A 22,881-nucleotide genomic window follows, 5' to 3' on the forward strand; every position below is an offset into this window, starting at 1 on the left:
AGAGGTTTTCAGTTCAGTTAGAACTTGTAACTTCAGTTTGAGCATGTAGTGTTGGGGTTGTCAACCCCGGAAGGTGAGGAGTTCTGCAGTGGCCGACAGTGACGAGGCGACCGAGGGCGGGATCCGCCGTCGCTTCCGCAGCCAGATCCGCGGCGAGGTCAAGGAGGCGGCCCTGCGCCAGCTGTCCGAGGGCGGTCCGCAGGCCCTGTCGATCAACGCGATCGCCAAGGAGCTGGGCGTCTCCGGCCCGGCGCTGTACCGGTACTTCGCCAGCCGCGACGACCTGCTGACCGAGCTCGTGACCGACGCGTACCACGATTTCGCCGTGGCCCTCGAGGCCGGCACTCCCCCGGCCGGCGACGTACCGCCGGCCGACCGGTTGCGGGCCTTCGCGGCCGCGTACCGCCGCTGGGCGACCACCGAGCCACACCGTTACCGGCTCCTGTTCGCCGCACCGCTGCCCGGGTACGACGCCCAGTCGGAGCGGCTCGTCAACGCGTCCCGGGAGGGGATGCAGGTCCTTCTCGACGTTCTCGCCCCGCTGACGCCGGCCGGCGACGAGGACGGCGTCCATCCGCTGCGTGGTCAGCTCCAGCAGTGGTCGGACAGCCGCGAGTTGCCCGGGATCACGCCGCGGCTCGCCCTGCGGGCAGTGACGACGTGGTCCCGCCTGCACGGCCTGGCGAGCCTCGAGATCGAGAGCAACTTCGCGTCGATGGGGCTCGACCCTGAGCTGATCTTCGAGGCGGAGGTCGACGCGCTCCTCGACTCGCCCGCGCAACTCGGTCGGGGCGAGCCGCCGCGGTAGCACCGTTGCGTCCGGTCGGTGGTGGGGTGCACGCTGACTTCGTTGCGGCGCGCGGATGGAGCCGGGCGCCATGGTGACGGCGGGGTGGCGGCGGGGTGGGGATGACAGATCGTGAGCTGCGCGGCCGGCGGCAGGAGAACGCCGTACTGGACGGATTGTTCAGCGCCGCGCGGACCGGCCAGAGCGGAGTGCTGGTGCTCTGCGGCGAGGCCGGGGTCGGCAAGTCGGCCCTGCTGGACTCGCTGGCGGCCCGCAGCCAGTCCTACCGGATCGCCCGCGCCACCGGGGTCGAGTCCGAGCTGGACTTCGCGTTCGCCGGACTGCAGCAGTTGTGCCAACCGTTCCTGGACGGGATCGACCGCCTGCCGCGTCCGCAGCACGACGCGCTCCGGACGGCGTTCGGCACAGTGGCAGGCCCGGTTCCGGACCGGTTCCTGGTCGGTCTGGCGGTCCTGAACCTGCTGTCCGACGCCGCCGCACAGGTGCCGGTCGCGTGCCTCGTCGACGACGCGCAGTGGCTCGACCGGGTCTCCGCCCAGGTGCTCGCGTTCGTCGCACGGCGGCTGGCGGCGGAGTCGGTGGTGATGATCTTCGCCGTCCGCCACAGCGAGGCGCACGAGTTCGACGGCCTGCCGGAGCTCGAGGTGCGCGGCCTGGACGACGCCGACGCCCGGGCCTTGCTGGACTCGGTCCTGCCTGGTCCGATCGATCCGCGGGTCCGGGACCGGATCGTCGCCGAGACGCGCGGCAACCCGCTGGCGCTGCTCGAGCTGCCGCGGGCGTGGAGCGTGACCGAGCTCGTGGGCCGCGACGCGACGGAGACCTTGTCGAGCCGGCTGGAAGCAGGGTTCGTCCGGCGTATCGAGGCGTTGCCGGCCGAGACCCGGCTCCTCCTCCTGACGGCCGCGGCCGAACCGCTCGGCGACGCGGCCCTGCTGTGGCAGGCGGCCGAGCGGCTGGGCCTGGGCGCGGATCCGGCGGCGAGTGCGATCGAGTCCGGCCTCATCACGTTCGGCCAGAGCATCCGGTTCCGGCATCCGCTGGTGCGGTCGGCGACGTACCGGCTGGCCACGCCGAAGGATCGCCAGACGGTCCATCGGGCCCTCGCGGAGGTCACCGATCCGGAGGCCGCGCCCGACCGGCGCGCGTGGCACCGCGCGCACGCGACCGCCCTGCCGGACGAGGACGTCGCCGCCGAGCTCGAACGGTCCGCGCGCCGGGCGCAGGGTTGCGGCGGCCTGAGCGCCGGGGCCGGCTTCCTCGAACGCGCCGCCGAGCTGACCCCGGACGCAGGTGCCCGGGCCGAGCGAACCCTGGCCGCGGCAGCCGCGAAGCGCAGCGCCGGTGCGCTCGACACGGCGTTGCGGCTGCTCAACGGCGTGGCCGGCGGACCACCGGACGCGCTGCGAACGGCCGAGGTCGAGCGGCTGCGGGGTGAGATCGCGTTCGACCAGGGCCACGCCCGCAGCGCGGCCCGCCAGTTGCTCAGCGCAGCCCGACAGCTCGACGCACACGATCCCGCCAGGGCTCGGATGACCTACCTGGAGGCCATGGCGGCCGCGATCTGGGCGAGCGGACCCGGCGTTCCCGGCATCCTCGCCTTCGCCGCGGGCGCGGCTCCTCCCCCGCTGGAAGCCGACTCACCGGCCGACCTGCTGCTCCAGGCACTCGCCATCCGCTTTACCCGCGGCTACGCCGCGGCCGCGCCACTGTTGACCACCGCGTTGGCCCGGGTCCGGGAGGAAGCTGTCGGGACCGACGACGTCGGCAGCTGGCTCTGGCTGGCGGGCAACCGCGCGGGCGGCAGCATCGCCATCGAGGTCTGGGACTACGAGACCGCCCTCGAGCTCGCCGTCCGGCAGGACCGGCTGGCCCGTGAGACCGGCGCGCTCAGACAGCTCCAGTACGCGCTCAACTTCCGCGCAAGCATCCAGTCGCTGACCGGTGACCTGACGGCGGTCGCCACGCTCGTCGAGGAAGAACGCCAGATCGCGGCGGCCACCGGCAACCCCCGGCTCCGGCAGGGCGCGCTGCTGCTGGCCTGCCTGCGCGGCGACGAGACCGCCGCGACCGGTTTGATCAACGCGACCGTCGAGGAGGCCACCGAGGCCGAGCAGGGGCGGATGGCCGCGTTCGCGACGTACACGAACGCCTTGCTGCACAACGGACTCGGCCGCTACGAGACCGCCCGGGACGCCGCGCGACAGGTATTCGACCAGGACGTCCTCGGGTACGGCGCCCTGGTGGTCGGCGAACTCGCCGAGGCGGCGTCACGGACTGGGGACGTGAAGCTGGTGGAGAGCACGCTCAGCTGGCTGACCGAGCGCACGACAGCCACCCCGACCGCGTGGGGTCGCGGGCTGTTGACCCGCGTCCAGGCCTTGCTGAACTCCGACGAGGACGCGTACCGCAGATCCGTCGACCACTTCAGCCGCACCGGCCTCCGGGTGCAGCAGGCACGATCCCAGCTCCTGTACGGCGAATGGCTCCGACGAGAGGGTCGTCGCGTCGACGCCCGTGACCAGCTGCGATCCGCCCACGAACAACTGGATGCGATGGGCCTCGAGGCGTTCGCGGAACGCGCCCGCCACGAGCTGCTCGCGACCGGTGAGACGGTCCGCAAACGCCGGCCGGAGACGCTCAACGACCTCACCTCCCAGGAGGCGCAGATCGCCGGACTCGCCCGGGACGGCCTGACCAACCAGGAGATCGCCGCCCAGCTGTACATCAGTCCGCGGACCGTCGAGTGGCACCTGCGAAAGACGTTCTCGAAGCTCGGCATCAGCTCGCGGCGGCAGCTGCGCGGCGCCCTCGCCCGGACCGCCTGAAGAGCACCGGGCCGGGGGTTTCGTCGACACAACGCAGCCGGCCGGAGCGTCAGGCTCCGGCCGGCTCGTTCTGCGGATCGATCAACGGGCGGCCCGCTCGATCACCTGGGTGACCGCCGAGGACTGCGAGACCGCGACCAGGTGGGACGCGCCCTGGACCTCGACCTTCTTCGCGCCCGCCCGGTCGGCCATGAACCGCTCGGCGGCCGGCGCGATCGCCTTGTCACCGGTCGGGATGACGGCGTACTTCGGCAACGCCGCGGGAGCGGCCTGCCCGACCGGCTCGGTGAACGCCGAGGCCACGACCGGCCGCTGCGCCGCCACGAAAACGGCCGCCTGCCGCGCCGGGATGTCCGCCGCGAGAACCGGACCTGCCGTCTGCGGGTTCACCGCGAGGTCGACCCCGCCGGGGTAGCTGATCGGGGTCAGCACCTGGTCGAGCTCGCTGCCGGGGAACTGCGAGTTCAGCGCACCGAGCGTCTCGCCCGCCTCGGGGATGAACGCGGCCACGTAGACCAGCGACTTCACGCCGGCGGTGTCGCCCAGTTGGCTGACCAGCGCGCCGCCGTAGGAGTGACCGACGAGCACCTTCGGACCGGGAATGGTGGCCAGGACGCCGCGCAGGTACGACGTGTCGGCCGCGATCCCGCGCAACGGCACGGCCGGGGCAACGACGTCGTAGCCGTCGCGCTGGAGCCGGCTGGTGACACCGGACCAGCTCGAGCCGTCGGCGAAGGCGCCGTGCAGGAGCACGATCGTCGGCTTCACCTTCGACTGCTGGGTCTCGGCGGAGACCGCGGTGGTCGCGGCGTTCGTGGTGGTCGCGCCGGTCAGCAGGATGCCGGCGCCGAGCACGGCGACCAGCAGGCTCCGTGCCTTGAGGATCAGTTTCGTCATGGTTGTCAGTTCTCCGTTCGTACGGTCGTGGTGGCGTTGCGGGCCTCGATGGCCCTGATGGAGTCGTCGAAGGCCTTGCGCAGCACGCTCTTGCCGCCCACCCGGAACACCGAGGCGAGCAGCCGGCCCTTGAGGTTCTTGCCGTCCCGGACGATCTCGACGTCGATCTCGGTGGCCCCGTCCGCGCGCCGCCGGAGCGTGTAGGTGTGACCCGAGTGGCCGCCCCAGATGTTGGAGTCGGTGGTCGTCAGGACGACGTGGTTCGGGTCGGACCAGTCGTAGTGCAGGCGCTCCCAGACCCCGGGCGAGCCCTCGGTCACGTCGGCGTACCCAGGACCTTGGTCGTGCACGGTGAGGAAGTCGTCGTGGCTGTTGCCGAAGAGCTCCGAGCGGCCGGGACCGAAGTCCGTGAGCCCGGCGATGAACTGCGCGGGTGTCGAGGTGGTGACCTCGGTGAAGTGGATGGTGGTCATTGCCTTTCCGTTCGTCGAAGGGGTGTCGCTGTCGCCACTGTGCGACGGTGATCGACGCATCACCCCAGTACCGGGCACTGGTCCGCCTACCAGCGTGAGACGCGGGACACGGGCGGCGCCGGACAGGCGGCCAGTGACGGTGCACCAGGGACGACTCCAGGGACGACACCGGATTCGACGGCACCGCCGAAGCGGGACGGTCGTGACATGACCATCCAGACCATCGCTCCACGGAGCCTCGCGAACCCTCGCCGCGTACAACTCGTCGCCCCCGGCGACCTGTCCGCCCGGGCCGCCGTCCCGACGACGGACCTCCGCACCCGCCTCGCCACCGTGCCCGGCCTCGTGCGCACCGGTGTGTCCCACTGGGACCTGAAGACCCGGCTGCCGCTGCACCCGCTCTCACTGGAGAACGCGTACGGCGACCCGCGCCTGCTCCACGAGCTCGCCGCGCCCGGGGTGGCGTTCGCCCGCCGGCTCGGCGCCGACGTGATCGTCGGTGCGGAGACCGGCGGCATCCCGCTCGCCGCCGCGGTCGCGCTCGACGGCGACCTGCCGTTCGCCTTCGTCCGCAAGCCCGGGTACGTCGGGCACGAGGACCATGAACCGCGGGTGCGCGGCCCCGCCGTGGCCGGCCGACGGGTCCTGCTCGTGGACGACGCCGTCTCCTCCGGCGGCTCGCTCGAGGCGTTCGCCGACGAGCTCCGGGACGAGGGCGCGATCCTCGTCGGGCTCTTCACCCTGGTCGACATGCGCGACGTCGCCGAATCCGTCACGCCGACCGCGGCGACGCTCCCGATCGAGTCCGTCAGCACCTATCTCGGCGTACTCGCGGCGGCGACCGACCGCGGAGTGCTCGACCCGGCCGTCCACACGCTCGCCGTCGACGCCCTGGTCAACCACTGGCCCGACGACGACCCCCGGTGGTCGCTTCTCGACCGGACCGCGGCCTGACCCGCGCCAAGACCAGTGGCCGGCACTGGTGCGACACGGCTCGCACCGAGCCACAGTGAATTGTGAAACCACCCACCACAGGAGGAAAACAGTGAGCACCGACTACAAGTTCGAAGCGGTCGTCATCCCGGTCACGGACGTCGACAAGGCGAAGGACTTCTACCAGAAGCTGGACTGGCGCCTCGACGCCGACTTCGCCTTCGACAACGGCTTCCGCGTCGTTCAGTTCACCCCGCCGGGCTCGCCGGCGTCCGTGCAGTTCGGCACGAACATCACCACCGCCACCCCGGGCTCGGCCCAGGGGCTGTACCTGGTCGTCTCCGACATCCAGACCGCCCGCGACGAGCTGGCGGCACGCGGAGTCGAGGTCAGCGAGGCGTTCCACCCGACCACCCCGGGCGCGCAGTTCCAGCGCGAGGACGTCAGTGACCGCGCCACCGGGCCGGCCGACGAGCGCGCCAGCTACGGCTCGTTCGCGACGTTCGACGACCCCGACGGCAACACCTGGCTGCTGCAGGAGGTCACCACCCGCCTGCCCGGCCGCGTCGACCCCGCGGAGACGACGTACACCTCGGTCGAGGACCTGCAGCAGGCGTTGCAGCGCGCGGCGACCGCTCACGGCGAGCACGAGAAGCGCAACGGCGGCGAGTACGACGAGCAGTGGCCCGAGTGGTACGCGACGTACATGGTCGCCGAGCGGACCGGCCAGGAGCTCCCGCAATGAGTGACTACGACGTCATCGTGATCGGCGGCGGCTCACCTGGTGAGCACGCCGCCGGGGCGCTCGCCGCCGGCGGCCTCAAGGTCGCGGTGGTCGAGCGTGAGCTCGTCGGCGGTGAGTGCTCGTACTGGGCGTGCATCCCGTCCAAGTCCCTGCTGCGTCCGGGCGAGGCGGCCCAGGCGGCGAACGACGCGGCCGCCCCGGCGACGGTCGACGTCGAGGCAACACTGGCCTGGCGCGACTACATGGTGTCGGACTACTCCGACGCCGGCCAGGAGAAGTGGCTGGCCGACAACAAGATCGACCTGATCCGCGGCACCGGCCGGCTGGCGGGCACGGGCGTCGTCGACGTCGACGGCACCCGGTACACCGCGGACCACGTCGTACTCGCGAACGGGTCCGACGCGGTCGTCCCACCGGTCCCGGGGCTCCGCGAGCTCGACGGCGTGTGGACGAGCCGCGAGGCGACCAGCATGAAGGCGGTCTCGCGACGTCTGGTCGTCCTGGGCGGCGGGCCGGTCGGCCTGGAGCTGGCGCAGGTGGTCCGGCGACTCGGCGGCGAGGTCGTCCTGGTCGAGTCCGCCGAGCAGGTCCTTCCGCGCGAGGCCGCGCCACTCGGCGAGGCTCTCGGCGAGGTGCTGCGTCGCGACGGGATCGAACTGATCCTCGGTGCCCGGGCGACCGCTGCCCGGCGTGACGGCGACGACTACGTCCTCGACCTGGACGACGGTCGCGAGGTTCGCGGCGACCGGCTCCTGGTCGCCACCGGCCGCCGGCCCCGGGTCGAGGGCATCGGCCTGGAGACGATCGGGATCAAGGCGGACGCCCACGGCGTTCCGGTGGACGACCACCTGCGGGTCGCCGAGCGGACCTGGGCGGTCGGCGACGTCACCGGGATCTGGCTGCTCACCCACGTCGGCAAGTACCAGGCCCGGGTCGTGGCCGGCAACATCCTCGGCGGGAACCGGGTGGCGAACTACGACGCCGTACCGCGGGTCGCGTTCACCGACCCGGCCGCCGCCGCGGTCGGCACCACCGCCGCCCGCTACCACGCGACGATCGCGCTCCGGGACGTGGCGAAGACGGCGACGTACACCCATAAGTACGCCGAGAGCAACGGATTCCTGACGCTCCTGAGCGACGGCGAACGCCTCGTCGGTGCCTACGCGCTCGGCCCGGAAGCCGGCGAGTGGCTCCAGCAGGCGACCCTCGCGATCCGCGCCCGCATTCCACTCGACGTCCTCCTCGACACCATCCAGCCCTTCCCCACCTTCTCCGAGATCTACATCGAAGCCCTCAAGGCCCTGACCGCCAAGACCCACCACTGACCCAGCCCCGCCGCCCGGCAACCACGTCCCCCGACACGCCGGCCGGCGGGGCCCATTTAGCTCCAGTCGCCTGGACGCCAGCGCATTGCGACAGGACGTATACGCCCACTACTCCCCGGGCCCCCGCGTGAACCCACCACCAATCAGGCTCAAGAACCCCACACCTCCTGTCGATCTGCACCACCACCCCCATCCACCCGCCCCCGGCCCCGGCGCCGCACCCGTCGCCCGCGCCCGCCACCTGGCGCGGGCGTTTCAGCGGAGAACCCCTGAAATTGCCCCTTCTCCCGCCTGAATAGGGTGGGAGAAGGGGCAATTTGAGGGGATATCCAGTCAAGCGACCGCGGCGTGGGCGGGCGCCGCGAGAGGGTGCCGCGGAGCGAGCAGGGCCGGGTGCCGCGGAGTCGGCGGATCCCGCGGAGTCGGCGGATCCCGCGGAGTGGGTGGATGCCGCGGAGTGGGGTGCCGGGAGTGGGTGGGGCCCCGGAGTGGGTGGCCGGGCCCGGAGGGTGGCGGGGGGCTAGGTTGTTGGGATGGTGATGAGGACTTTGCCGGTGGTGCCGGATTCGACGGCGGCGTGGGCGTCGGCTGTGTCCTCTAGTTGATAGTGGTGGAGGGGGAGGCCGGACTGGTGGCCTACCCGGTAGGCGCCGGCTGCGATGGCGTCGTTGATGTCGGCCGCGGCGGCCGCGATCCGGTCCCAGCCGAGGGTGTAGAGCAGGACGAACTGGTAGCGGGTGTTCAGGCCCATGTTCCGGCGTACGTCGAGCTCGAACGGGGTCCCGCCGTCGTTGGCGTAGATCGCGATCGCCCCGCGCGGACGTAGTACGGCGAGGTCGAGGTCGGCGTTGGCGCCCGCGGCGACCTCGACGACGAGGTCGACACCGTCCGGGGCGACGCGCTTGATCAGCTCGGCGGCGTCCGGCCTGGTGTAGTTGACCACGTGGTGGGCGCCGGCCGCTGTCGCCAGCGTGGCCTTCGCCTCGCGACTGACCGTGGTGATGACGGTCGCGCCGGCCCAGCGCGCGAGCTGGATCGCGGCGTTGCCGACCGCACCGGCACCGCCCGCGACCAGTACGGTCCGGCCGGCGTACGCCCCGGGCTGTAGCCGCGACGGCCCGTCCTCCCCGACCGTCAGCGCACGGTAGGCGGTGACCGCCGGGATGCCGATACTCGCGCCGAGCTCGAAGTCGGCGCCCGCCGGCAACGGGAAGACGCGTTCGGAGGGTACGACGGTGAACTCCTGCGCGGTACCCGAGGACGGGCGGCCGTCGCCGGCGAGCGTGACCCAGACGCGGTCGCCGACGGTGAAGCCGTCCACCCCGGGACCGACCGCGTCGATCATCCCGGCGCCGTCGTGGTTGGGCACCGTCGCCTCGGCCGGCTCAGCACCGAACGCACCACTGCGCGACTTCCAGTCGGTCGGGTTCACGCCGGAGACCATCACCCGGATCCGGACCTCACCGTCACCCGGGTCGGCCATCGGCCGGTCGGTCAGCTCCAGGACCGACGGGTTGCCGGCCTGCGTGTACGTGATCGCCTTCATGGGCCTCCGTCCGGACAGGTGGCCGAGTGTCAGGCCAGGGTGCGATCCACGCCGGCGGCGGCGTACGCGTCGGTCTCGTCGAGGGTCTCGTGGATGAGGAGTTGTTCGGCGATGCCGTCGAGGCGTTCGCGGTTCTCGCGCAGCAGCCTCCGGGCTTCTTGGTAGCACTCGTCGATGAGGCGGCGTACCTCTTCGTCGACGGTGTTCAGGAGCGAGTCCGAGGCCATGCCGCGTGGATCCCCCTCGGCCGGGATGACCGAGACCGGGCCGACCGCGGCCGACATCCCCCACCGGCCGACCATCGAGCGGGCGATCCGGGTCGCGGTCTCCAGGTCGCTCTCGGCGCCGGTGGTGACGACGCCGAGGACCTCCTGCTCGGCCGCCATCCCGCCCAGTGCGCCGATGATCCGGCCGCGCAGGTACTCCGCGTCGTACCCGTAGCGGTCCATCTCCGGGGTGGACAGGGTGACACCGAGGGCGCGGCCACGCGGAATGATCGAGACCTTGCGGACCGGGTCGGCGCCAACCTGGATCATGCCCAGCAGCGCGTGCCCGCCCTCGTGGTAGGCGGTACGGCGGCGCTCCTCGGCCGGCATCACCACGTTCCGCGCGGTGCCGAGCTGGATCTTCTCGAGCGCGTCGGTCAGGTCGTGCTGGCGGATCTCCGACCGCCCGCCGCGGGCCGCGGCCAGCGCGGCCTCGTTCAGCAGGTTCGCGAGGTCGGCGCCGGTCATGCCCGGCGTGGACTTCGCCATCGCGGCGAGGTCGACGTCGGCGGCGAGGGGTTTGCCACGCGCGTGCACGCGCAGGATGGCCAGCCGTCCGGGCTGGTCGGGAGCGTGCACGGTGATCGTCCGGTCGAACCGTCCCGGTCGCAGCAGCGCCGGATCGAGTACGTCGGGCCGGTTGGTCGCCGCCAGCACGACCACGCCCTCGGTGCCGGAGAATCCGTCCATCTCGGTGAGGATCTGGTTCAGCGTCTGCTCGCCCTCGTCATGACCGCCGATCGAACGGCCACCGCCGCGCGCTCGGCCGATGGTGTCGATCTCGTCGATGAACACGATCGCCGGCGCCACCTTCCGCGCCTCCGCGAACAGTTGCCGTACCCGGCTGGCGCCGACGCCGACGATCGCCTCGATGAACTCCGAGGCGCTGGCCGAGAAGAACGGCACGCCGGCCTCGCCGGCGGTGGCACGGGCGAGCAGGGTCTTCCCGGTGCCGGGCGCACCGGCCAGCAGCACCCCCTTCGGCGCGCGAGCACCCAGCCGCCGGTACTTGTCCGGGTCCTTGAGGTAGTCGACGATCTCGGTGATCTCCGCCTCCACCTCGTCGATCCCGGCGACGTCGGCGAACGTGGTGCGCACGCTCTCGGGGTCGACCGGCTTCTTCTGCCCGCTCCCGAGCAGGCCGCCCAGCCCGCCGGCGGCGGAGCGCTGCTGGCGGCGGAACAGCCACAGGTAGAACCCGACCAGCAACAGGATCGGCGCGAACGCGATCAGCAGGTTCCAGAAGGCGCCCCGCTGCTGGACCACCGGCGTCGCCCGGACGGTGGTGCCGCTCTTCTCCAGCGCGGCGTACAGATTGTCGTTTGCGAACGTCGGCCGCTCGGTGGTGAACTTCGTGTACGACGTGTCGGTGTTGCCGGGCACGGACGCGGCGTCCTTCAACTGGCCCTCGATCGTGTCGCCGCGCGCGAAGACCTCGGCGACGTTGCCCTTCTCCACCTGCGTGGTGAACTCGGTGTAGGCGATCGTCTCCGCCCGGCCCGACATCTCGTCCTGCACGGACGTCAGCAGGAACAGGAGCAGGTAGCCGCCGACGATCCAGCCGACCACCTTGAGCCACCGCGGCCGCGCCGGGCCGCCGCCCTTGCCGGCGGGCAGGCCCTCCGTCCGCCACGGCGGCTCGTCACGCCGCCGCGAACCGCCCATGCGTTCGTCACGATCCGGCGCCGGCTGCTCACCCTGCCGCTGATCCTGGCCACCCATCTCGTCCTCCGTTGTGTTCGGGATGCTCTCCATCGTCGGTCGAGCGCGCCCCCGTCGAACCCGTGAGACTCCCTGGTCCCGGCGCTCCACGCCGGACCTGAGGTCAAGGGGCGTTCCCTGGTGCGACCGGCCCGTCGATGAGCGACCGTTGATGGCAGCATCCACCCGGGACGCGGGCCGGGCAATGACTTCCACTCATTCCGAGGAGACCCCATGAGCGGAGACCTGAAGGGACAGACGGTCGTGGTCGTCGGCGGCAGCGCCGGCATCGGCCTGGAGACCGCCAGGCAGGCGCGCGCCGCCGGCGCCGACGTCGTCCTCACCGGACGCGATCGGCAGCGGCTCGAGCGCGCGGCGGCCGAGGTCGGGGCGATCGCCCGAGCGACTTTCGACGCCAACGAAACAGATGACCTGAAGAGCTTCTTCGCCGGACTGGACGGGCCGCTCGACCACGTGCTGGTCACGGCTGGCGGTCCGTACTACGCGTCCCTGGCCGACATGGATTTCGCCGAGGTACGACGTGCGCTGCAGGAGCACCCGATGCTCATGCTCGGCGTCGCCCGCTACGCGTCCGGCAAGGTCCGTCCCGGCGGGAGCCTGCTCTTCATGGGCGGTACGGGCGCCCGCCGGCCGTCGATCGGGATCGGCATCACGTCCGCGATGACCGCGGCGCTACCGGCGCTGACCGCGAGTCTGGCCCTCGAGGTCGCGCCGGTCCGCGTGAACCTGATCGCCGCAGGGTTCGTGGACACGCCGCTGTCCGCGTCGTTGCTCGGTGACCGGCTGGACGCCCGCCGTACGGAGCTTCGGGAGACGCTGCCGATCGGCCGGGTCGTCCAGCCGTCCGACGTCGCCGCGCTGGCGGTCCACCTGATGACGAACACCGCGCTGACCGGCGCGACGTACGACATCGACGGCGGTCAGCAACTCCTCTGACCGCGCGGCGACGTCTGCACGGCTAGCTGACGTCTGGATGCTAGGCGACGCCTGGACGCTGGGCGACGTCGCCGACGGCACGGCCCAGGTCCTGCTCGACCCCGGCCGGCGTCTGCAGGCCGTTCTCGAACAGGTGCCTGACCCGGGCCGCGTTCTCGGGCCGGCCCGCGGTCCGGAAGAACGCGGCCAGGCCCGGTCCGAACTCCTCGTCCGGCGGCAGCGAGGCGACGTCCAGCAACGCCTTCGTGCTGACGATCGCCTCCTTGTCGAAGCCCGCGATCCGGCGCGCGAACGCGTCCACGAATCCGGCCAGCCCGGCGTCCGGAAGCACGCGGTTCACGTACCCGTACCGCTCGGCCAGGTCGGCCGGGATGTCGTCGCCGCCGAGCAGGATCTCGGCCGCCCGGCCGCGCCCGACCAGGCGGGCGAGCCGGGCCATCGGGCCGCCACCCGGAACCGCGCCGACCCCGACCTCGAACTGCCCGAGCGTCGCCCGGTCACCGGCGAACCGGATGTCGGTCGCCAGCACGAACTCGCTGCCCCCGCCGCGGGCCCGTCCGCGGATGGACGAGATCGTCACCGCCGGCACCTTGCTCAGCCGGATCAGGTTGTCGACGTACGGGTGCAGCCCGGTCGGGCCGGGCGGCATCGCGGCGACCCGGGCCTGGTCGGCCTGGAAGTCCCAGTGCGCCATGAAGAACTCCGGGTTCGCGCTGTCGAACACGACCACGGTCAGCGTCGGCGACTCCTCGATCCGGGTGATCAGCTCCGCGAGCTGCTCGACCGAGTCGGGGTCGAGCAGGTTCACCGGGCCGTTCGAGAACGTCACCCGCCAGTACGACGGGGACACCTCGTCGACCACGAACTGCCGCGCGACCGTCTCACTCTCGGTGGACATCTTGCCTCCTTCGTCCCGCCCTGTGCCTGTCACTGTCCTTGTCACTTCGCTTGTCACTGGGCCTGTCCTCCGGGCTCCCGCCCCGGCCGCCGCGTGGTGACCTCCTGCAGCGTCCAGCCGTTGCCGTCCGGGTCCGCGAACGAGGCGTACGACGCGTAGCTCGTGCGCTCGGGGTCCGGGCCGGGGATCCGCGCCTCGGGGAAGAACGGGCTGCCGGCGCCGTGGTAGATCTCGCTCACGTCGATCCCGCGCTCGACCAGTTCCTTGTGGGTGGCAACGATGTCCGCGGTCACCAGCTCCAGGTGCCGGATCGACCCCGGCTCGCCCTGCGGTACGCCGCTGCCGAACGCGATCGACACGTGGCCCGCGCCGGTCGGGGTGATCTGCACGAGGCGGACGGCGCCGATGCTGACGTCGGTGTCGAGTCGCCAGCCGAGGCGTTCGTGGTAGAACTCCAGCGCCTTGTCGACGTCGGAGACCGGGATGCTCACGATCTCGAGGTTCACGTCCATGGTTCTCATTCCTTCTGCTCGGTGGAGTGCCTTGAGCGGCTCATCCACCCTCGCTCCGCGCGCCGGCCGTCGTACCAGGCAGAGTCCCTGGTTCTGCGCGGCCAGGGCGCGTCAGGCCGGGGCGACGCCGACGCCGGGGACGGCCGACCGCAGCTCCCGGCGGGAGGTGACGCCGAGCTTGTCGAAGACCTTCCGCAGGTGCCACTCGACGGTGCGACGGCTGAGGAACAGCTGGGCTCCGATCTCCGGGTTGGTCTGCCCGTCGGCCGCCATCCGGGCGATCTGCAACTCCTGCGGGGTCAGGTCCCCGAGGGTCTCGGGCGTGCGTTTGCGGACCGTCTCACCGGTGGCCAGCAGCTCGCGCCGGGCACGCTGCGCGAATCCCTCCATGCCCATGGTGGCGAGCAGGTCGTGCGCGATCCGGAGTTGCTCGCGGGCGTCGACGCGGCGCCGCTCCCGTCGCAGCCATTCGCCGTACACGAGGTGGACGCGCGCCAGCTTGCTGGTCCCCCGCGGATGCAGGCGCGACAGGCGGTCGATCGCCTCTCGGTACAGCGCCTCGGCCGCGGGTCCGTCCGTGCACAGTGCGGCCGACTCCGCATGTGTCCCGAGCGCCCAGTCCGTCCCGCACGACTCCGCGATCTCCCCCACGCGCTCGAGCGCGGCGACCGCGCGCTGCGGGCGGCCGCTGCGCACCGCGGCCTCGATGAGCTCGGCCAGCAGGAGCAGCGGGAGCCCTAGTGCGTTGGGTACCTCGACGGCTCGCTCGGCCGCGGCCAGCGCTTCGTCGTACTGACCGAGCCCGTTGCATCGCAGCGCGTTTCCCCAGTCGTTGGCGACGATCCACAGTCCCTCCCCTCGGCGTACGGCGTCCTCGCGGCGTTGCTTGGTGAGTGCCGCGGACTCGGCTTCGCGCCCACGCCAGTTGGCGATCGCGATCGGCCCGCGCAGCATCAGCCGGCTGTTCGTCAGCTCGACGACCGCGTCCGCCTCGGCGGCCAGCGACGTCGCGATCGCCAGCCGTCCGGAGAACAGCTCGACCGTGAGGCGGTCGCTGAGCGCGACGGGGAGAACGGCCAGCGCGCCAGTGCCGCGGGCGAGCGCGACCTGGCGTGCGGTGAGCTCGTCCCAGGCGGCGTCGTCGCCCAGCGTCCGGGCGGTATGACAGGCCAGCCACAGCCAGCGCAGTTCCTCGTCCTCCGAGACCGGCTGCTCACGGAAGGCACGCAGCGCTACCTTCAAGGGCTCCGCGCCCACGCGATAGCCCCGCGCTGTGAGCAGGGCGAGCCCCTCGAGCAGCAGGTCGCACGGACGCCGCGCGGGTCCCCAGTCGGCGGCCAGGACCGCAGCAGCGACCTCTGCCGCATCGCCACGTTCGACCAGTTGTCCGGCGGAGAAGGCGGCGGCGAACGCGTCGAGGTATGTCTCGCGCGCCAGGGTCTCGTCGACCTTCTCCAACCGCCGGGCCGCGTCGAGCAGCAGCGGCGGTGCGTCCCGGCCCCGCGTTCGCGAGAAGGCGATCTGCGCCTGCAGCAACTGGGCCCGGGCGCGGTCGCGGTCCTCGAGCGGTCCTGCCTCGGCGGTGGCCAGGAGCCGAACGGCCGACTCGTGGGCGCCGGCCTGGTGCTTGCTCTGGGCCGCGGCCAGGACCCGTTGGGCACGACGTACCGGGTCGGCGGTCAGCTCAGCCGCGCGCTCACGGAACGCGGCGTCCGCCGCGAGGCCGCCCCGGGCGCGGGCCCGTGCCGCCGAGCGCTCCAGCTCGGCGGCCACGTCGTCGTCGAGGCCGGACGTCGCGTGCGCGAGATGCCACGCGCGGCGGTCCGCGTCGGTCTCGGCATCGGTCACCTCCGCGAGCGCGCGATGTACCTGCCGACGCCGGGCGGGATCGGCGCCGCCGTACACAGCTGAGCGTACGAGCGGATGCCGGAAGCGCACCTGCGTGCCGAACTCGATCAGCCCCGCATGCGTCGCCGCCCCGGCCGCGTCGGCGTCGACACCCAGCGCGGCAGCCGCCCGCCAGACCAGCAACGGATCGCCGGCCGGCTCGGCCGCGGCGACGAGCAGTAGCAGACACGTTGCCGGCGGCAACTGCGCCAGCCGCTCCCGGAACGCCTGCTCGATCCGGCCGGCCAGCGCCGGACCGTCGCCGTCCGGGCTGAGGTTGTCCGACCTGAGGTCCGGTGTGAGGTTGTCCGCCAGCCCGAACCCGCCCGCAAGCTCGGCCGGCGAGCGGCCGCGCGGCAGTTCCAGCAGGGCCAACGGGTTCCCCCGGGTCTCCGCGACGATGCGGTCCAGCACCCGTTCGTCCAACGGACCGGGCACCACCGCGTGCAGCAGCGCCCGCGCGTCGGCATCGTCCAGGCCCGGAACGAGCAGCTCGGGAAGCCCCTCCAACTGCCGCTCGGTGGTGGCTCCACGGGTCGCGAAGACGAGCCCGACCGACTCCGCGCCGAGCCGACGGGCGACGAAGGCCATCGCCTGCGCGGACGCCGCGTCGAGCCACTGCGCGTCGTCCACCACGCAGATCAGTGGGCGCTGCTCCGCGACGTCCGTCAGCAGGCTCAGCACCGCCAGGCCGACCAGGTACCGGTCCGGAGCGTCGCCCTCTCGAACACCAAGGGCGGTCAGGAGCGCGTCGCGCTGCGGACCGGGAAGCGCTTCCTGGTGGTCCGCGAACGGTGCGCACAACTGATGCAAGGCCGCGAACACGAGCTCCATCTCGGACTCGATGCCCGACGTACGGACGACGCGCAGCCGCGAGCTGTGGTCCACCAGGTAGTCGAGCAACGCGCTCTTGCCGACGCCGGCGTCACCGCGAAGCACCAGCGCCCGGCTCTGGCCGGCGCGGACGGCCGCGATCAGCTCATCCAGCGCGGCGCACTCGCTGCGCCGGCCGAGCAGACGCGACCCAACCGCCGACTCCGACACGCGCGAGGCTATGCGCTCGCCCGGCCGCAGGGCAACCCCTGGTCCCGCCGGCCAGTCAGCGCAGCCCAGTCACCCTGCCGGGCGCGACCAGGCAGCCGCGCGCGGAATCTGGTCAGCATGACACCGCACACATCCCTGGGAGGGAAGTAATGCACACCACCACGAAAACCAGCCTGCTCCGCTCGGAGGAGGCCTCGAAGCAGGTGGGCGGATCCGGGCGCTGGGCCGCCATCAGCGGCATCGGGTTCGTCGTCCTGATGCTGGTCGGCAGCATGCTCGTCGGCGACGTGCCACTGCCGGACGCGCCCGTACAGGAGATCACCGACTACCTCGCCGACACCGACCGGCAGATGGGCAACCTGATCGGTGCCTACAGCTGGGTGGTCGGCTCCTTGCTGTTCCTGCTGTTCGCCGGGCGGCTGCGCTCCGAGCTGCGCAGCGCCGAAGGTGGCGCCGGCACCCTGTCGAACGTGAACTTCGCGGCCGGCGCGGCGTTCAGCGCCGTCTGGGCGGCCGCCGCCGGGATCTCCGGCGCGATCCCCTTCGCCATCGCGGTCCGCGGCGCGCCGGCGATCGACCCCGACCTCGTCCGGGTGCTGCCCGCCGCGGGCCGGTTCCTGCTCCTGCTCGGGGGCGGCTTCACCGGTGCGCTCTTCCTGGTCACCGCCGCCGTCGTGATCTTCCGGACCGGCGTGTTCCAGCGCTGGCTCGGCGGACTCGGCATCGTCGCCGCCGTCGCCCTGCTCTTCGACATCGTCTACCTCAACATCACCCCGTTCTGGGCCTGGGTCCTCGTCACCGCCGTCGTGATGCTGACCCGCCGCCCGAAGCCCACCACCCCGACCCCGGACGCCGCCTAGACGCCCACCACCACATCCCGCTGGTCGGGCCGGAGATCCCAACACCTCAAGGGGTCTCCGGCCCGTTGCGGGTGCGGGGGCGGCGGGCGTACGTTGGTTGATTGGGCGGTGGGCTGTGGCTGACAGGGGTTCGGGTCCTCGGCTGGAGGGTCGGCAGCGGGAGTGTGCGACTCTGGATCGGCTGGTGGCCGATCTGAGAGCCGGGCACAGCGCTGCGCTGGTGCTCCGCGGGGAGGCCGGGATCGGGAAGACCGCCCTGCTCGACTACCTGCAGAGTCATGCGCCGTCGTGCCGGATCGCGCGGGCGACCGGGGTCGAGTCCGAGATGGAGTTGGCGTTCGGCGGTCTTCACCAGCTGTGTGCCCAGCTGCGGGACCGGCTGTCGTCACCCCGGCACGATGCGTTGAGTACGGCGTTCGGTCTCACCACGGGAACGCCTCCGGACCGGTTCCAGGTCGGGCTCGCGATGCTGGACCTGCTGGCCGAGGCGGCCGAGGACCGGCCGTTGATCTGCCTGCTCGACGACGTCCAGTGGCTCGACCGGGTCTCGGCGCAAACTCTCGCGTTCGTCGCGCGCCGGCTGCTGGCGGAGCGGGTCGCGCTCGTGTTCGCGATCCGCGACTCCGGCGACGCGGACCAGCTCGCCGGTCTGCCCGAGCTCGTGGTGAGCGGACTCAGGTACGGCGACGCCCGCGCCCTGCTCGACACCGCGATCACGGGTGTGGTCGACGAGCGGGTTCGCGACCGGTTCGTCGCCGAGACGGGCGGGAACCCGCTCGCTCTGCTCGAGCTGCCCCGTGGCCTGTCGGCCGGACAGCTGGCCTCGGGCTTCGGACTGCCGGACACGCGCCGGCTCGCGATCACGATCGAAGGAGGCTTCCTGCGCCGTCTCCAGCCGCTGCCACCCGAGACTCGTCTCCTGTTGCTGGCCGCCGCGGCCGAGCCGATCGGGGACGCCGCCCTGCTGTGGCGCGCGGCCGAGCAGCTCGGGATCAGCCGGGACGCGGCGGCGCCGGCGGAGTCGGCCGGATTGCTCGACCTCGGTGCCCGGGTGCGGTTCCGGCATCCGCTGCTGCGCTCGGCGGTCTACCGGACAGCCTCGCCGCAGGACCAGCGCCGCGTGCACCAGGCGCTGGCGGAGGCGACCGACGCGGCCCTGGACCCCGATCGCCGGGCGTGGCACCGGGCGTACGCGACCGTCGGACTGGACGAGCTCGCGGCCGCCGACCTGGTCAGCGCGGCCGACCGGGCCCGCGCCCGCGGTGGTCTCGCGGCTGCCGCGGCCTGTCTCGAGCGGGCCGTTCAGCTCACACCGGATCCGGCGCGGCGCGCCGAGCGAGCACTCGCCGCGGCCGGCGCCAAGTTCAGGGCCGGCGAACCGGACGTCGCCGGCGAGCTGGTCGCCGCCGCGCAGCTCGGGCCGGCGGACGACCTCCGGGAGGCGCGTCTCGCGCGGCTGCGGGCTCAGCTCGCGTTCGCCCGCCGGCGCGGTGGCGACGCCGGCGAGATGCTCCTCGAGGCGGCCAACCAACTCGAATCTCTCCACGACGAGTCCGCGCGGGAGACGTACCTCGAGGCGCTCGGGGCCGCTGTCTTCGCCGGGCGCCTCGGCCCGGACCACGGGGTCGAGAAGGTCGCGGAGGCGGCCCGTGCGGCCGGGCCGGCGACAAGACTGTCCGCGCCGATGGATCTGCTGCTGGACGGCGTGGCGATCAGGTTCACCGACGGGTACGTCGCCGCCGTACCCCCGCTGAAGACGGCGTTGCACGCGTTTCGCGAGGCCGCCGGCCGCGGTGAGGACCAGGTCGTGCAGTGGCTCTGGCGGGGTTGTCCGGTCGCGACCGAGTTGTGGGACGACGAGGCCTGGCACGAGCTGGCCGGTCGTGGGCTCGCGCTCGCCCGGCGGTACGGCGCTCTCGGCGTACTGCCCGGCGCGCTCTCCTACCGGTCCGGCGTTCACCTGCAGGCCGGCGAGTTCACCGCGGCCGCCGTACTGGTCGCTGAGTCCGAGGCGATGGCGACCGCGACCGGCAACGCGCCGCTGCGTGATGCCCGGCTGATGCTCGCGGCCTGGCGCGGCGACGAGGCCGCGGCCGTAAGGTCGATCGACGCCGTCGTCGAGGACGCGACCGCGCGCGGCGAGGGCCGGGCGCTGGGGCTGGCGAGTCATGCGGCCGCGGTGCTGTACAACGGCCTGTGCCAGTACCACAAGGCGCTGCGAGCGGCCCAAAAGGCTTGTGAACAAGACGATCTGGGCTTCTTCGGCTGGTCGCTGGCCGAGTACGTCGAAGCCGCGGTCCGCAGCGACTCCCCCGGCCTGGCCGCCGACGCCGTACGAGAGCTCGAGGAACGCACGCGCGCCGCCGGGAGCGACTGGGCACTGGGCATCCTGGCGCGATCGTGCGCGCTGCTCACCCACGGCCCGGCCGCCGAACCCTTGTACCGCGAGGCGATCGAGCGACTCGGGCGCACCCGGATCGCCGTACACCTGGCCCGCGCACACCTCCTGTACGGCGAATGGTTGCGCCGGGAGAACCGGCGTCACGATGCACGGCTGCACCTGCGCATCGCGCACGACAGTCTGACCGACATCGGTGCCGCCGCGTTCGCCGAACGGGCCCGGCACGAGCTCGCCGCCACCGGCCAGAACCCGCACAGCCGGCAGGCCGCTCGACGCGAGACGCTGACCGCACAGGAGGCGCAGATCGCGCACCTGGCCGCCGCCGGGCTGACCAATCCCGAGATCGGCACCCAGCTGTTCCTCAGCCCGCACACCGTGGACTGGCACCTGCGCAAGGTGTTCACGAAGCTGGCGGTCAGCTCCCGCAAGCAGCTCGACCCGGCCCTGATCGACGCCGCCGGCCCGGTCTCGGCCGTGTGACGCGCGCCGGCTCGTCACACTTCGGCGCGCCCGCCGGTCTTCCATGCCGTACCGCCGATCGCCGCCACCAGGGCGATCGCATCATCACTCACGGCCGGACCTCTGCACGGCAGCCGTGCTCAGCAGTTCGATCGGGAATCGCAAAGGATGTCACCGCATGAGCAAGCACTTCCTCGAACCAGCCGCCCAGGACTTCGCCGACGCGACCGCGAAGCCGCCGTTCCTCTACGAACTCGGCCCCGACGGCGCCCGTAAGGTCCTCGACGACGTCCAGGCCGCGCCGATCGACAAGCTCGACGTGACCGAGAAGTGGATCACCGTGCCGGCCGAGGTCGGCGACGTCCAGGTCCGGATCGTCAAGCCGGCCGGCGCGACCGGCACGCTGCCGACGATCCTGTACATGCACGGCGGCGGCTGGGTCCTCGGCAACGCCGGGACGCACGACCGGCTCGTCCGCGAGCTCGCGGTCGGCGCCGACGCCGCGGTCGTGTTCGTGGAGTACGACCGGTCGCCCGAGGCGCGGTACCCGGTCGCCATCGAGCAGGGGTACGCCACGGCGCAGTGGATCACCAAGGAGGGCTCGTCCGAGGGCCTGGACGCGTCCCGGCTGGCTGTGGCCGGTGACTCCGTCGGCGGCAACATGACCGCCGCCCTGGCCCTGATGGCCAAGCACCGCGGCGACGTGAACTTCGTCCACCAGTCGATGTACTACCCGGTGACCGACGCCGGGCAGGACACCGACAGCTACCGCGAGTTCGCCGACGGCCCGTTCCTGACCGCCAAGGGCATGGCCTGGTTCTGGGACTGCTACCTGCCCGAGCAGGACAAGCGCTCCGAGATCACGGCGTCCCCGCTGCGGGCGACCATCGAGCAGCTCACCGGGCTGCCGGAGGCGTTCCTGCTCGTCGACGAGAACGACGTACTCCGGGACGAGGGCGAGGCGTACGCGCGCCGGCTGACCGAGGCCGGCGTACCCACCACCTCCGTCCGTTACAACGGCATCATCCACGACTTCATGATGCTCAACCCCCTCCGCGAGACCGCCGCCACCACCGGCGCGGTCGAGCAGGCCATCCACATCCTCCGCAAGGCCCTGGGCACGGCCTGACCCACAGGCCCTGAGGGCGGCTGCCGAGCTCGTTGAGCACGGCAGCCGCTCGCGAGTGCCACGGGGTTTCCACGGGTGCGACCGGTCCGGCGAGGCGACAGTCTGCTGTCACCACTTCCCAGCAGGACTGGAGCCTCGTCATGCACGCTCGACCGTTCGGACGCAAGGCCGGCCGGGCTGCCCTGGCCGCGTTCGTCGCCCTCGGGGTGATCTGGGGCAGCAACTTCGTCTTCATGAAGTGGGCCGCCGCAACGATCTCGCCGCAGCAGTTCACCGTGCTGCGGGTGCTGTTCGGACTGCTGCCGATCCTTGCCTTCGGCGCGATCCGGAACGTCTTCCGCCGTGAGCACCTGCGGCACACGCACCACTTCCTGGTGATGTCGGTGCTGGCGACCAGCCTGTACTACTTCGCCTTCGCGGCCGGCATCGCCCGGCTGCCGTCCGGTATCGCGGGGGCGCTGAGCGGCGCGATCCCGCTGTTCGCCTTCGTTGCCGCCGCGCTGTTCCTGCGGACGGACCGGATCACGGTACGTCGCCTGCTCGGCGTTCTCGTCGGCTTCTCGGGAGTCGTGGTCATCGCGCGCCCGTGGGAAGCCGTCGACGCCGTGGACCTCACCGGTGTCGGGTTCATGCTGCTCGGCTCCGCGAGCGTCGGTCTGTCGTTCGTCTACGCCAAACGCTTCCTCAGCGGGTTGTCCATTCCCGCGGCCGCGTTGACGACCTACCAGATGGGACTGGCTCTCCTCGTCCTGCTCGCGGTGACCAGTTTCGACGGAATCACCGCGGTGGCGGGCGACGTCCGGGCTCTGGTCGGACTGGTGATCGGGCTCGGGCTGCTCGGCACCGGCGTCGCCTACCTGCTCTACTACTTTCTCGTCGAGGAGCTCGGCGCGGTCACGGCCTCGGGGGCCACCTACATCCCGCCCGTTGTGGCGCTGGCCATCGGGTGGCTCGCTGTCGGCGAACCGCTGGCGTGGTGGGACGGGCTGGCCGTGGTGCTCATCCTCGCCGGCGTCGTCAGCCTCCGGCTCGGTTCCGCCCAGCGGTCGTGACCACGGGGTCCGCTCGGGGCGGATCGAGGCCGTGGGTGCTCACGGGTACGACGTACGGACGGTCGCGACACGCTCGATCCCAGGACCCACGGAGGGTCCGGGAGGAGATCTCGTCATGAACTCGAAGTCGTCAGGTGCGTCGGCTGAAACCGGTCCGGGT

17 protein-coding genes are annotated in these 22,881 nt (G+C 72.1%); 10 read left to right on the top strand and 7 right to left on the bottom strand.

Going from position 1 to position 22,881, the window contains the following annotated elements:
* Positions 1–88: 88 nt before the first annotated feature.
* Both ACQPYZ_RS20270 and ACQPYZ_RS20275 read left to right on the top strand, forming a co-directional pair.
* Entirely contained in the window at positions 89–808 is a 720-nt protein-coding gene (locus ACQPYZ_RS20270; protein ID WP_433158144.1) for a TetR/AcrR family transcriptional regulator, read from the top strand.
* Between the two features lie 101 nt (positions 809–909).
* On the top strand, positions 910–3,636 hold the full coding sequence (locus ACQPYZ_RS20275) for a helix-turn-helix transcriptional regulator (RefSeq protein WP_433158146.1): 2,727 nt from the start codon (positions 910–912) through the stop codon (positions 3,634–3,636).
* A gap of 81 nt (positions 3,637–3,717) precedes the next feature.
* On the opposite strand, the gene ACQPYZ_RS20280 is transcribed toward ACQPYZ_RS20275, so the two are convergent.
* On the bottom strand, positions 3,718–4,533 hold the full coding sequence (locus ACQPYZ_RS20280) for an alpha/beta hydrolase (protein ID WP_433158149.1): 816 nt from the start codon (positions 4,531–4,533) through the stop codon (positions 3,718–3,720).
* A 5-nt stretch (positions 4,534–4,538) separates the two neighbouring features.
* Positions 4,539–5,006, bottom strand: coding sequence for a hypothetical protein (locus ACQPYZ_RS20285; RefSeq protein WP_433158151.1), 468 nt, complete (start codon positions 5,004–5,006; stop codon positions 4,539–4,541).
* Between the two features lie 207 nt (positions 5,007–5,213).
* On the opposite strand from ACQPYZ_RS20285, the gene ACQPYZ_RS20290 reads away from it, so the two are divergent.
* The 3 genes from ACQPYZ_RS20290 to ACQPYZ_RS20300 all read left to right on the top strand — a co-directional run bounded on the left by ACQPYZ_RS20290 (position 5,214) and on the right by ACQPYZ_RS20300 (position 8,009).
* Complete coding sequence (locus ACQPYZ_RS20290) at positions 5,214–5,960, top strand: orotate phosphoribosyltransferase (protein ID WP_433158154.1); 747 nt, start codon at positions 5,214–5,216, stop codon at positions 5,958–5,960.
* Positions 5,961–6,051: 91 nt separating this feature from the next.
* Complete coding sequence (locus ACQPYZ_RS20295; RefSeq protein WP_433158157.1) at positions 6,052–6,684, top strand: VOC family protein; 633 nt, start codon at positions 6,052–6,054, stop codon at positions 6,682–6,684.
* Complete coding sequence (locus tag ACQPYZ_RS20300) at positions 6,681–8,009, top strand: dihydrolipoyl dehydrogenase family protein (protein WP_433158160.1); 1,329 nt, start codon at positions 6,681–6,683, stop codon at positions 8,007–8,009. The genes ACQPYZ_RS20295 and ACQPYZ_RS20300 overlap by 4 nt, the downstream gene beginning before the upstream one ends.
* Before the next feature lie 520 nt (positions 8,010–8,529).
* Here the strand turns inward: ACQPYZ_RS20300 and ACQPYZ_RS20305 are convergent.
* On the bottom strand, positions 8,530–9,555 hold the full coding sequence (locus ACQPYZ_RS20305) for an NADPH:quinone reductase (protein WP_433158163.1): 1,026 nt from the start codon (positions 9,553–9,555) through the stop codon (positions 8,530–8,532).
* A gap of 29 nt (positions 9,556–9,584) precedes the next feature.
* The gene (ftsH, locus tag ACQPYZ_RS20310; protein ID WP_433158165.1) at positions 9,585–11,543 is read right to left on the bottom strand and encodes an ATP-dependent zinc metalloprotease FtsH; all 1,959 of its coding nucleotides are present in this window, start codon (positions 11,541–11,543) and stop codon (positions 9,585–9,587) included.
* Positions 11,544–11,756: 213 nt separating this feature from the next.
* On the opposite strand from ftsH, the gene ACQPYZ_RS20315 reads away from it, so the two are divergent.
* Positions 11,757–12,479: an SDR family oxidoreductase gene (locus ACQPYZ_RS20315; RefSeq protein WP_433158168.1), complete on the top strand. Its 723-nt coding sequence runs from the start codon at positions 11,757–11,759 to the stop codon at positions 12,477–12,479.
* Positions 12,480–12,519: 40 nt separating this feature from the next.
* On the opposite strand, the gene ACQPYZ_RS20320 is transcribed toward ACQPYZ_RS20315, so the two are convergent.
* From ACQPYZ_RS20320 to ACQPYZ_RS20330, 3 genes are all read right to left on the bottom strand, one after another.
* Positions 12,520–13,377, bottom strand: a complete 858-nt coding sequence (locus ACQPYZ_RS20320) for an enoyl-CoA hydratase/isomerase family protein (RefSeq protein WP_433158171.1) — start codon at positions 13,375–13,377, stop codon at positions 12,520–12,522.
* A gap of 53 nt (positions 13,378–13,430) precedes the next feature.
* The gene (locus ACQPYZ_RS20325) at positions 13,431–13,889 is read right to left on the bottom strand and encodes a VOC family protein (RefSeq protein WP_433158174.1); all 459 of its coding nucleotides are present in this window, start codon (positions 13,887–13,889) and stop codon (positions 13,431–13,433) included.
* Positions 13,890–14,000: 111 nt separating this feature from the next.
* A complete protein-coding gene (locus ACQPYZ_RS20330) occupies positions 14,001–16,820 on the bottom strand; it encodes a helix-turn-helix transcriptional regulator (protein ID WP_433158177.1) in 2,820 nt (939 codons plus the stop codon).
* A 149-nt stretch (positions 16,821–16,969) separates the two neighbouring features.
* On the opposite strand from ACQPYZ_RS20330, the gene ACQPYZ_RS20335 reads away from it, so the two are divergent.
* The 4 genes from ACQPYZ_RS20335 (at position 16,970) to ACQPYZ_RS20350 (ending at position 22,721) form a co-directional block, all read left to right on the top strand.
* Positions 16,970–17,680 carry a hypothetical protein gene (locus ACQPYZ_RS20335; protein ID WP_433158179.1) on the top strand — a complete coding sequence of 237 codons (711 nt, stop codon included), beginning with the start codon at positions 16,970–16,972 and terminating at the stop codon, positions 17,678–17,680.
* 184 nt (positions 17,681–17,864) lie between these two features.
* The gene (locus ACQPYZ_RS20340; protein WP_433158182.1) at positions 17,865–20,561 is read left to right on the top strand and encodes an AAA family ATPase; all 2,697 of its coding nucleotides are present in this window, start codon (positions 17,865–17,867) and stop codon (positions 20,559–20,561) included.
* A gap of 157 nt (positions 20,562–20,718) precedes the next feature.
* A complete protein-coding gene (locus ACQPYZ_RS20345; protein ID WP_433158184.1) occupies positions 20,719–21,669 on the top strand; it encodes an alpha/beta hydrolase in 951 nt (316 codons plus the stop codon).
* Positions 21,670–21,809: 140 nt separating this feature from the next.
* Complete coding sequence (locus ACQPYZ_RS20350) at positions 21,810–22,721, top strand: DMT family transporter (RefSeq protein WP_433158187.1); 912 nt, start codon at positions 21,810–21,812, stop codon at positions 22,719–22,721.
* Positions 22,722–22,881 lie beyond the last annotated feature (160 nt).

Source organism: Kribbella sp. CA-247076 (genome assembly GCF_050942445.1).
Classification (GTDB): Bacteria; Actinomycetota; Actinomycetes; order Propionibacteriales; family Kribbellaceae; genus Kribbella.